Genomic DNA, 9,599 nt, shown 5'->3' with positions numbered 1-9,599 from the left:
CCAGCCGCGATGTGGTGGTGATTGCTTTAGGTGGTGGTGTAATCGGTGACTTGGTCGGTTTTGCTGCCTCTTGTTACCAGCGCGGTATTGATTTCATTCAAATCCCGACGACCCTTCTTTCTCAAGTGGACTCTTCTGTTGGTGGTAAAACCGCAGTAAACCATCCTCTTGGTAAGAATATGATCGGCGCTTTTTACCAACCGAAATCTGTGATCATCGATACCAACTGTTTATCAACGCTTCCAGAGCGTGAGTTTGCAGCGGGCATTGCTGAGGTGATCAAATACGGCATCATTTACGATGAAGCCTTCTTTGATTGGTTGGAGCAGAATCTAGAGAAACTTTATCAACTTGATGAAGAAGCACTGATTACCGCGATTGCTCGTTGTTGTGCAATTAAGGCTGAAGTGGTGGCTCTAGATGAAAAAGAGTCAGGAATCAGAGCGTTATTGAACCTAGGTCATACATTTGGTCATGCGATTGAAGCAGAACTAGGCTATGGTAATTGGCTACATGGTGAAGCTGTGTCGTCAGGCACTGTAATGGCAGCTAAAACAGCTCAATTACAGGGACTGATCTCTCAGCAGCAACTTGAGCGAATTATTTCTATACTCAAGAATGCGAAACTACCAATCCATACGCCAGAAAGCATGTCTTTTGAAGACTTTATGAAGCACATGATGCGCGATAAAAAAGTGCTGTCTGGTCAGTTGCGTTTGGTATTACCAACAAGTATTGGTACTGCTGAAGTGGTTGCTGATGTGCCTCAAGACATCATTAAACAAGCGATCGATTTCTGCCGTACTCTTTAAATTTGGTTGTGAGGTTGCCTAGCTAAACTCTAGGCAACTGAAGCGTTTTACTGATCGATCTTATCAGTAGGGATCCCCAATGAGTTTGGCTCATGAATTAAGAGTATTAGAGTTAGAATCTCAAGTTGAGTTGCTAGAGCGCTTACAGCTTTTGACTAACTTTGGTTCAAACCTTGTGACGGTGGCTGGCAAAGCTGGCTCTGGCCGATCTTGGTTAGCTCAGCGTTATCTTGAAGCATGGTCGACAGAAAAAAATCAGTGTTTACTGCTTTGTCATCCAAGCCAAGACGATCAACAACGCCGCTCGCTTATTCTTAGCCAAATTGTTTCTGATCCCCTGTTTAATCAACATGATTCTTTATCTGATAGCCTGACAAGGTTACTGGATGGAGAGCCGTGTAATGTGGTTATCGTCGTTGATGATGCCCAACGACTTTCTGAGCTATTGGTATCCGAATTATGGATGTTGGTACTGGAAGCTCAATCAAACCCTCAATGGACGATCAATATCGTTCTCTTCTCGGAACCTGGCCACTTAGATACGTTATTAACGCGTTTGAGTTACGGTCAACAACACAAGCCTATCGATCTTGAGATCGATGACCTTTCGCAACCAGAAGCTGAACATTTCTTTGAATCACTGGTGATTCGATATGTTGATGATGAGTCTGAAACTCGCGTGCGACGTGCGTTTAATAAAGCGCAACCTCTGCCCGGTGAGTTAATGGCTTTAGGAGAATTGAAAGTGGAAAAAAGGATTATTATTCGCTCAATTATTGGCTCACCCATCAATATCGCGATTGTGGTGGCCTTGTTGTTGATTTTAATTGGTGGTGGTTATTGGTGGATGTTCAGTCAACCAACACCAGACGATAAAGCGCAGTCGCTTATCGCACCGATTGAACAGACCGCTATTCCAACCTTTGAGGTGGAAAGCGGCACTGAACAAACTGGTGTCGATGGAGCTGTGGGTTCTGAAGCTGAAACCGACATGAGTTACCAAGGTGCCGATGATGATAGTTCCTCTCTGCCGCCGACTGTCGTTGAAGATACCGCGAGTGTTGGAGAAGTCGAGCAAGATCAGCAACGCGTTGTGATCACCTCTGATGTGGTTGATGCCTTGCTTGATGATAAACCTGAAAGTGCTGATACCAGTGCGATTGATGCTGCTGTTGAAGAAAACACAGGTGCCGCGGTGAGTTCGCAGTCAGATGCAGACAAAGTGGAGTCACAGCCTTCAACCGATGAAGCAGCAGACCTAACCCAGTCCACACCACCGACTAAGAAAATCACATTCTCATTTTCTCGCGAAGAGTTACAAGCGATCTCGCCACGCGCGTATACCTTACAGTTGAGTGCGATGACCTCATTGGAAGATGTGCAATCTTTCATTGAAGAGTATGACCTTGAGAACAAGGTTCGTATTTACCCAACACTTCGCAACGACACCAAGTGGTTTATTATCACTTATCAAGATTACCCAACGATTCAAGTGGCGAGAGACGCGGTAAGTGCGTTATCAAAACCCCTTCAACAGTTGGAACCTTGGGCAAAATCGATGAATCAAGTGCATCGAGAGATAGAACGTGCGAAATAACCCTGAGCTTAGCCTCAAAATATGTTACATTCCGCAGCCTTATTTTTGAGTTGATAGATAGAGCAGTAAATGAAAAAGCAGCGTGCCTTTCTAAAATGGGCTGGTGGTAAATATGGCCTAGTTGAAGACATCCAACGTCACCTGCCACCTGCTCGTAAATTGGTAGAACCGTTTGTCGGTGCCGGCTCAGTATTTCTGAATACTGACTTTGAACAGTACCTGCTTGCAGATATCAATCCCGATCTTATCAACCTGTACAACTTACTTAAAACCGATCCTGAAACTTATATCACGGAAGCGAAGCGCTGGTTCTGTCCTGAGAACAACCGCAAAGAAGCCTTCTTAGATATTCGCGCTGAGTTCAATGGTACAGATAACGTCATGTATCGTTCGTTGGCTTTCTTGTATATGAACCGATTTGGCTTCAATGGCCTATGTCGTTACAACAAGAAGGGCGGTTTTAACGTTCCATTTGGTTCTTATAAAAAACCTTACTTCCCAGAAGCTGAGCTGGAGTTTTTTGCCGAGAAAGCGAAAAAGGCCACCTTCGTCTGTGAGGGATACCATGAAACCTTTAGGCGCGCGCGCAAAGGCTGTGTGGTTTACTGCGATCCTCCATACGCACCACTGTCGAACACGGCTAATTTTACCTCTTACGCAGGTAATGGCTTTAGCTTAGATGACCAAGCTGCACTGGCGGATGTTGCTGAAAAAGCAGCGATGGAACGCGGTATTCCTGTTTTGATTTCAAACCACGATACGACATTAACGCGTCGCTTATATCATGGTGCGGAGTTGAACGTGGTTAAGGTGAAACGCACCATCAGCCGTAATGGCGCTGGGCGTAATAAAGTTGATGAGCTGCTGGCGCTTTTCCATAAAGAGAAAAACCAGCAACACACATCAGCGGAATAGTTCTGGTCAGAACAGCCGCCAAACTCATTAAATTGAGTGACCAACGGATACTTTCTTAAACTAATCTTTCGAACTGCTAGGATCTGCTCAGGTGCTTAGGTAGAATTGCACACCAAATAGTCTTGGACTTGAGTCTTGTATTTGTGTATGAGATATCACTAAGACGGTGACATTCGCAATTTACTCACTCTTAAGAGGTTTGGTATGAAAGATTTTCTAATCGCTCCATCGATTTTGTCTGCAGATTTTGCTCGTCTTGGTGAAGACGTAGAAAAAGTACTCGCAGCTGGTGCTGATGTTGTGCACTTCGATGTGATGGACAACCACTACGTACCTAACCTGACTTTTGGCGCGCCTATCTGTAAAGCGCTGCGTGACTACGGCATTACTGCTCCTATCGACGTTCACCTAATGGTTAAGCCAGTAGACAGCATCGTGCCTGAGTTTGCAAAGGCCGGCGCATCAATGATTACCTTCCACGTTGAAGCATCAGAGCACATCGATCGCACTCTACAGCTAATCAAAGAGCACGGTTGTAAAGCGGGTGTGGTTCTTAACCCTGCAACACCGCTTTCTTGCCTAGATTACATCCTAGACAAAGTAGACATGATTCTACTGATGTCTGTGAACCCAGGCTTCGGTGGTCAATCTTTCATTCCTCACACGCTAGATAAACTACGTGCTGTTCGTAAGCTAATTGACGAATCAGGCCGTGACATTCGCCTTGAGATTGATGGCGGCGTGAAGGTGGATAACATCCGTGAAATCGCAGAAGCGGGCGCAGATATGTTCGTTGCGGGTTCAGCTATCTTCAATCAACCAGATTACAAAGAAGTGATTGATGAGATGCGTGCAGAGCTTGCAAAAGTAAACGCATAATCGTAAAACTACAGATAGATTGAATATTAAGGGGCTAATTTGCCCCTTTTTTACGTCTTATAGCTCAACTCATAAGACGAACATAATAAATAGGAAAGTAAGATGTCATTAAGCTCAATAAAACTGATCGCCTTTGATTTGGATGGAACCTTGTTAGACAGCGTGCCTGATTTGGCCGTTGCTGCTGACCAAGCTTGTCAGGAGTTGGGCTTCCCTTCAGTGAGTGAAGAACAAGTTCGCGACTACGTAGGTAATGGTGCTGATGTTCTTATCGGACGTTCACTCAGCCGTAACCTGACGGTTGACCCAAGCCTAGAGCCAGAGCTACTAAAAAAAGCGCGCATCCTATTTGATGATTTCTACGAGCAGGGCGGCCACAAGCTCAGTCACCTTTACCCATCGGTTAAAGAGACGTTGGCTGAGCTGGATAAAGCGGGCTTCACCATGGCGCTGGTCACCAACAAGCCTTCGAAGTTTGTACCCGACGTTCTGGCGCAACACGGTATCGATAAGTACTTTGTTGATGTGTTGGGTGGTGATTCTTTCCCAGAGAAAAAACCGAACCCAGTCGCGCTGAACTGGTTGCTAGAAAAGCACAATGTTAAAGCGGAAGAGATGCTGATGGTTGGCGATTCAAGCAACGACATTAAAGCGGCTAAGAATGCAGGCTGTCACTCGTTTGGTTTGACTTACGGTTATAACCACGGCGAGCCGATTTCAGCATCAAACCCTGACTATGTCGCGGATAGCGTCGCGCAATTACTAGATGTCGTTCTAGTTTCAGCATAAAGCGGACAAAAGTTAGCTAACCTACTAGCAAAATACTTATCAATGAGTACACTGGATGAGCCGTACAGAAGAGCTGTGCGGCTTTTCTATATTTAAGTTAAGAAGCTAAGCGTTCAATAAACTTAGCGAATAAGCAAAGGAATTAAAACCATGAGCAAGCCCATCGTATTGAGTGGTGTTCAACCATCTGGTGAACTAAGTATCGGTAACTACTTGGGTGCTCTACGTCAATGGCAACAGATGCAAGATGATTACGATTGCCAATACTGTGTTGTAGACCTTCACGCAATTACGGTTCGCCAAGACCCGAAAGCACTGCATGAAGCGACTCTAGACGCACTAGCAATCTGTCTTGCTGTCGGTGTTGATCCAAAGAAGAGCACGCTATTTGTTCAGTCACACGTACCAGAGCATGCTCAACTTGGTTGGCTTCTTAACTGTTACACACAAATGGGTGAACTGAGCCGTATGACTCAGTTTAAAGATAAGTCTGCACGTCACTCAAACGACGTAAACGTAGGCCTATACGACTACCCAGTGTTGATGGCTGCAGACATCCTGCTTTACGGTGCTCACCAAGTGCCTGTAGGTAGCGACCAGAAACAACACTTAGAGCTAGCGCGTGATATCGCAACTCGCTTTAACAACATCTACGGTCCTGAAACGCCAATCTTCCAAGTACCAGAACCTTACATTCCAACAGTGAATGCACGTGTAATGAGCCTGCAAGATGCGACGAAGAAGATGTCTAAGTCGGACGACAACCGTAAGAACGTGATTACTTTGCTAGAAGAACCTAAGTCGATCATCAAGAAGATTAACAAAGCGCAAACCGATGCAGAAACACCACCACGCATTGCTCACGATTGGGAAAACAAAGCGGGTATCTCTAACCTAATGGGTCTGTACTCTGCAGCGACGGGTAAAACGTTCGAAGAGATCGAAGCGCAGTACCAAGGCGTTGAAATGTACGGCCCGTTCAAGAAAGACGTAGGCGCAGCATTGGTTGAGATGCTTGAGCCGATTCAAGCTGAATACCACCGTATCCGTGCTGACCGTGCTTACATGGACGCAGTAATGAAAGCCGGTGCTGAAAAAGCCTCTGAGCGTGCTGCAGTGACACTGAAAAAAGCATACGAAGCAGTAGGTTTTGTTACTCGTCCGTAACTCTTAGCTAAGATGGTAATCTGATTTTAAGAGCTCTACCATTGGTGGAGCTTTTTTTATGTCCATTGTCGAGGGAATATTTTTGGATTGTCGCTACATCGTACACATCATTTGAGTAGAGCCTAAAAATTAGATTATTCATTCACTTAACATAACTAGAAATATATAGCTGAGTAATAGTTCTAATTAATGGTTTTGATCGGAACTATTGATGCATTTGTTACAGAAAATGTTTAAATGAGCAGCTCTGGCATAATTTTCAACATCCACATGTGATTGATTTCACGGCTTTTGTTGCTCTTTCTTATTTGTTTCATAAATAAACCTGATAGTAAGCGCAAATGGTGAGCTCTGTGCTCGATTTGTATTCAAATAAATATTAGGTACGGCAATGGACACGTTAATTAAACCTTCTTTACTTGCACTGACGATTGCTAGCGCTCTCAGTGCCAATGTTAATGCTGAAATTATATTTACCCAGTATGTTGAAGGTGGTTCGTATAATAAAGCGGTAGAAATCGCGAATACTGGTGATGCAGCAGTAACCTTGACAGGTTATGAGTTGGCTAAATCTTCGAATGGCGATGGCAGTTGGGGCAATAAAATAGACCTAAGCTCAGTGACTTTACAGGCGAACCAAGTGTATGTTGTTGCCCATGCTGACTCGAGCGATGCGATTGCAGCCATTGCCGATTTTACGGATAAGAGCGTTGCTAACTTCAATGGTGATGACCCATTGGCATTGCTTAAAAATGGTGAAGTACACGACATTCTTGGTGTTATGGGAGATGTTGATTTTGGTAAAGATACAACTTTAGTTCGTAATAGTGATGCCTTAACACCCTCTGTAAGTTACCAAGCCGCACAATGGGCTGCTTTCGCGAAAGATAATATTGATGGTCTTGGAAATTTAAACACAGTTGAACCACCTGTTCCGTTTGTTTGTGAAGTCGATGGACAACAACCTACCTTCACAACCATTCAAGATATTCAGGGTGAAGAAGGAACATCTCCATTTATCGATGGTTACCCGTACATTACTGAAGAAGATCATTTTGTTACAGGTGTTGTCAGTGCAGTGACTACAGGACTAACCAAAGGTTTCTATCTGCAAGCTATTGAAAATGACAATAATGATAATACGTCTGAAGGCTTGTTTATCCACACTGATGTAGCAGATACAGACTTAATGCCAGGCGATGTTGTGTGCGTGAAAGGCAAAGTACAAGAGTATTACAGTAGCACTCAGCTTTCCTCTGATGCCAATAGCTATATTAAGACGGGAGAGTCCGATATCTCTCTTGTTACTGAACTGAACATCAAAGAAGGGGAAACCTTACGTGATGCGCTAGAGCGTCACGAAGGAATGCAAGTTAAATTGAGCTCAGCAAGCGATTTGTTTGTTACACGTAATTTTTCTTATGACTATGATTCAAAGCGCAACAATATGATGCTGTCATATCAAGCGCCTTTACTTAAACCAACTCAACTGCATGCGGCGGAAAGTGAAGGTGCGACTGATCTAGCAAAAGAGAATGCTAGTAATCGCGTGTTCTTAGAGTCCGATGGCAAAGCGGCTAGCGGTCAAATCCCTTATTACCCTGAATTTGGCCAAGATGCAGATCAAGATGGTACTTCTGAGCAACATATTCGCCTTGGTTCTCGTGTTGAGGGTCTACATGGTGTGGTCAGTTACAGTTACAACGAATATCGTTTGATCGCCACAAATGAGGTAAATAACACAAACTTTGTGACATCAGGTGATAATTTCGACGTAGCTCGAAAAGCAGCACCATCGATTGCTGAGTCTGATCTGCGTGTCGCGAGTTTTAATGTTCTCAATTATTTTACTTCTGTTGCTGACAGTGGTCATGACAATCCAACCGGACAAAACCGGGGTGCTACAAACCTTGATGAATTCTTAATTCAACAAGCAAAAATCGTTGCAGCGATGAGCAAAATGGATGCAGACATTATTGGTTTAATGGAAATAGAGAATAACGGTTTCGGTGACGATAGTGCTTTGAATAACCTAGTTAACGCATTAAACGCTGAGATTGATGATGTCGATGACCATTACACTTATGTTGAGGTTTCTGAACAAGATAAATATCAAGATGACTACTTTGGTAGCGACGCAATTATGGTTGCTATCTTGTACCGCGCGAAGGCCGTGATGCCAAAGCAAGCGGCTAAAGTCATTGTGACTCCTGAACAACACATTGAGGCAAATACAATAACTCGTAATGAAGGTGCTGAAAGTAACCCTTCATATGACAAATATCAGCGTCATAGTTTGTTGCAAACCTTTACTGTGAAAGAGACGGGTGAAGATCTTTCGATTGTAGTTAACCACTTTAAATCGAAGGGTTCTGAATGTATTGAAGAGTGGATCGCAGGTGTTGATGATTCCGAGCCAACGGATCTTCAAGGAAATTGTAATAACTTCCGCGTTTCTGCTGCTCATGTTGTTGGTGAAGCGTTAAAATACATTAAAGGTGACATGTTAGTAATGGGAGACCTGAATGCTTACGGCATGGAAGATCCTCTGTTAACTTTAACTGATTACTCAAAAGACAAATATGATCGCGATATTTATACCGCCGCTTACACGACATTAGATGGTGGCGAACTTCAGGTTGATAAAACGCAAATCCAACAAGGTTACGGTTACCATAATTTGAATACGGTATTGCACGGATCTGATACCTTTTCATACACTTACTCTGGCGAGTTAGGTAATTTGGATCACGCATTAGCGAGCAGCAGTTTGGCTCAGAAAGTAGTTGCTATTGAAGATTGGCACATTAACTCACTAGAAAGTAACCTATTTGAATACAGCAGTAAGTACACAGGCGATATGCCAAAGTACAAAGACGCGTTTTCAGCATCGGATCATGATCCTGTCATCATTGCTATAGACTTCCCTGACACTGATCTTAGTTTACCTAGCTCAGGCGATAAATTCGCAGTTGAAGTTCGTCTACCACCAAATGCTGCCGTTAATGATATAGTGACGGTTAGCTTAACTCTAACAGGCACTATTCAAGCAGCATTATCTCATTCAGTATCTCAAGGTCATTCTGCAAGTACGACTTTGGTGCAAACCGATATTGACGCTCGAAGTGTTAATGTTGAATTTGACGAAGAAATAGACCAAGGTCAGTACCGCCTGGAAGAAAAATTAACGGACCCTACTGGTGAAATAGTTAAGTTTAGCTCCGAGCGTGAAGTGACTGTTGAGGTGCCTGATACAACTCCGACAGACCCTACAACACCGGAGGATACTGACGGTGGCTCATTTGGCTTCGGTGCTCTGATGTCACTATTTGGCTTAGCAATGTGGCGTCGTCGCAAATAGCTCAATCACAAATAGATAGGCTTGCTATACAAGTAAGCCAATTCAGATAACTTAGCGCTATCTGTAAACAATTAAGGTC

The 9,599-nt window shown here is 43.8% G+C and carries 7 protein-coding genes; all 7 read left to right on the top strand.

The window, feature by feature from the left end; translation table 11 throughout:
• A partial coding sequence (gene aroB / locus A142_RS08160) for a 3-dehydroquinate synthase (RefSeq protein WP_019825367.1) occupies positions 1 to 812 on the top strand: 812 nt, incomplete at its 5' end.
• 79 nt (positions 813 to 891) lie between these two features.
• Positions 892 to 2,409: an SPOR domain-containing protein gene (locus tag A142_RS08155; protein WP_019825366.1), complete on the top strand. Its 1,518-nt coding sequence runs from the start codon at positions 892 to 894 to the stop codon at positions 2,407 to 2,409.
• A 69-nt stretch (positions 2,410 to 2,478) separates the two neighbouring features.
• Complete coding sequence (locus tag A142_RS08150) at positions 2,479 to 3,324, top strand: Dam family site-specific DNA-(adenine-N6)-methyltransferase (RefSeq protein ID WP_019825364.1); 846 nt, start codon at positions 2,479 to 2,481, stop codon at positions 3,322 to 3,324.
• A 204-nt stretch (positions 3,325 to 3,528) separates the two neighbouring features.
• On the top strand, positions 3,529 to 4,203 hold the full coding sequence (gene rpe / locus A142_RS08145) for a ribulose-phosphate 3-epimerase (RefSeq protein ID WP_010435263.1): 675 nt from the start codon (positions 3,529 to 3,531) through the stop codon (positions 4,201 to 4,203).
• 102 nt (positions 4,204 to 4,305) lie between these two features.
• Positions 4,306 to 4,992: a phosphoglycolate phosphatase gene (locus tag A142_RS08140; protein ID WP_019825362.1), complete on the top strand. Its 687-nt coding sequence runs from the start codon at positions 4,306 to 4,308 to the stop codon at positions 4,990 to 4,992.
• A 150-nt stretch (positions 4,993 to 5,142) separates the two neighbouring features.
• Positions 5,143 to 6,159, top strand: coding sequence for a tryptophan--tRNA ligase (gene trpS / locus A142_RS08135; protein WP_016796005.1), 1,017 nt, complete (start codon positions 5,143 to 5,145; stop codon positions 6,157 to 6,159).
• A gap of 391 nt (positions 6,160 to 6,550) precedes the next feature.
• Entirely contained in the window at positions 6,551 to 9,520 is a 2,970-nt protein-coding gene (locus tag A142_RS08130; RefSeq protein WP_019825359.1) for an ExeM/NucH family extracellular endonuclease, read from the top strand.
• Positions 9,521 to 9,599 lie beyond the last annotated feature (79 nt).

It is taken from the genome of Vibrio splendidus 12E03, assembly GCF_000272105.2.
GTDB lineage: Bacteria > Pseudomonadota > Gammaproteobacteria > Enterobacterales > Vibrionaceae > Vibrio > Vibrio splendidus_I.
The sequence above is the reverse complement of the archived record's forward strand: the minus strand, read 5'-3'. Positions and strand labels throughout refer to the sequence as shown.

Coding starts and splice junctions, on each gene's coding strand:
- A142_RS08155 (WP_019825366.1), top strand. CDS start 892: ATGAGTTTGGCTCATGAATTAAGAGTATTAGAGTTAGAATCTCAAGTT.
- A142_RS08150 (WP_019825364.1), top strand. CDS start 2,479: ATGAAAAAGCAGCGTGCCTTTCTAAAATGGGCTGGTGGTAAATATGGC.
- rpe (WP_010435263.1), top strand. CDS start 3,529: ATGAAAGATTTTCTAATCGCTCCATCGATTTTGTCTGCAGATTTTGCT.
- A142_RS08140 (WP_019825362.1), top strand. CDS start 4,306: ATGTCATTAAGCTCAATAAAACTGATCGCCTTTGATTTGGATGGAACC.
- trpS (WP_016796005.1), top strand. CDS start 5,143: ATGAGCAAGCCCATCGTATTGAGTGGTGTTCAACCATCTGGTGAACTA.
- A142_RS08130 (WP_019825359.1), top strand. CDS start 6,551: ATGGACACGTTAATTAAACCTTCTTTACTTGCACTGACGATTGCTAGC.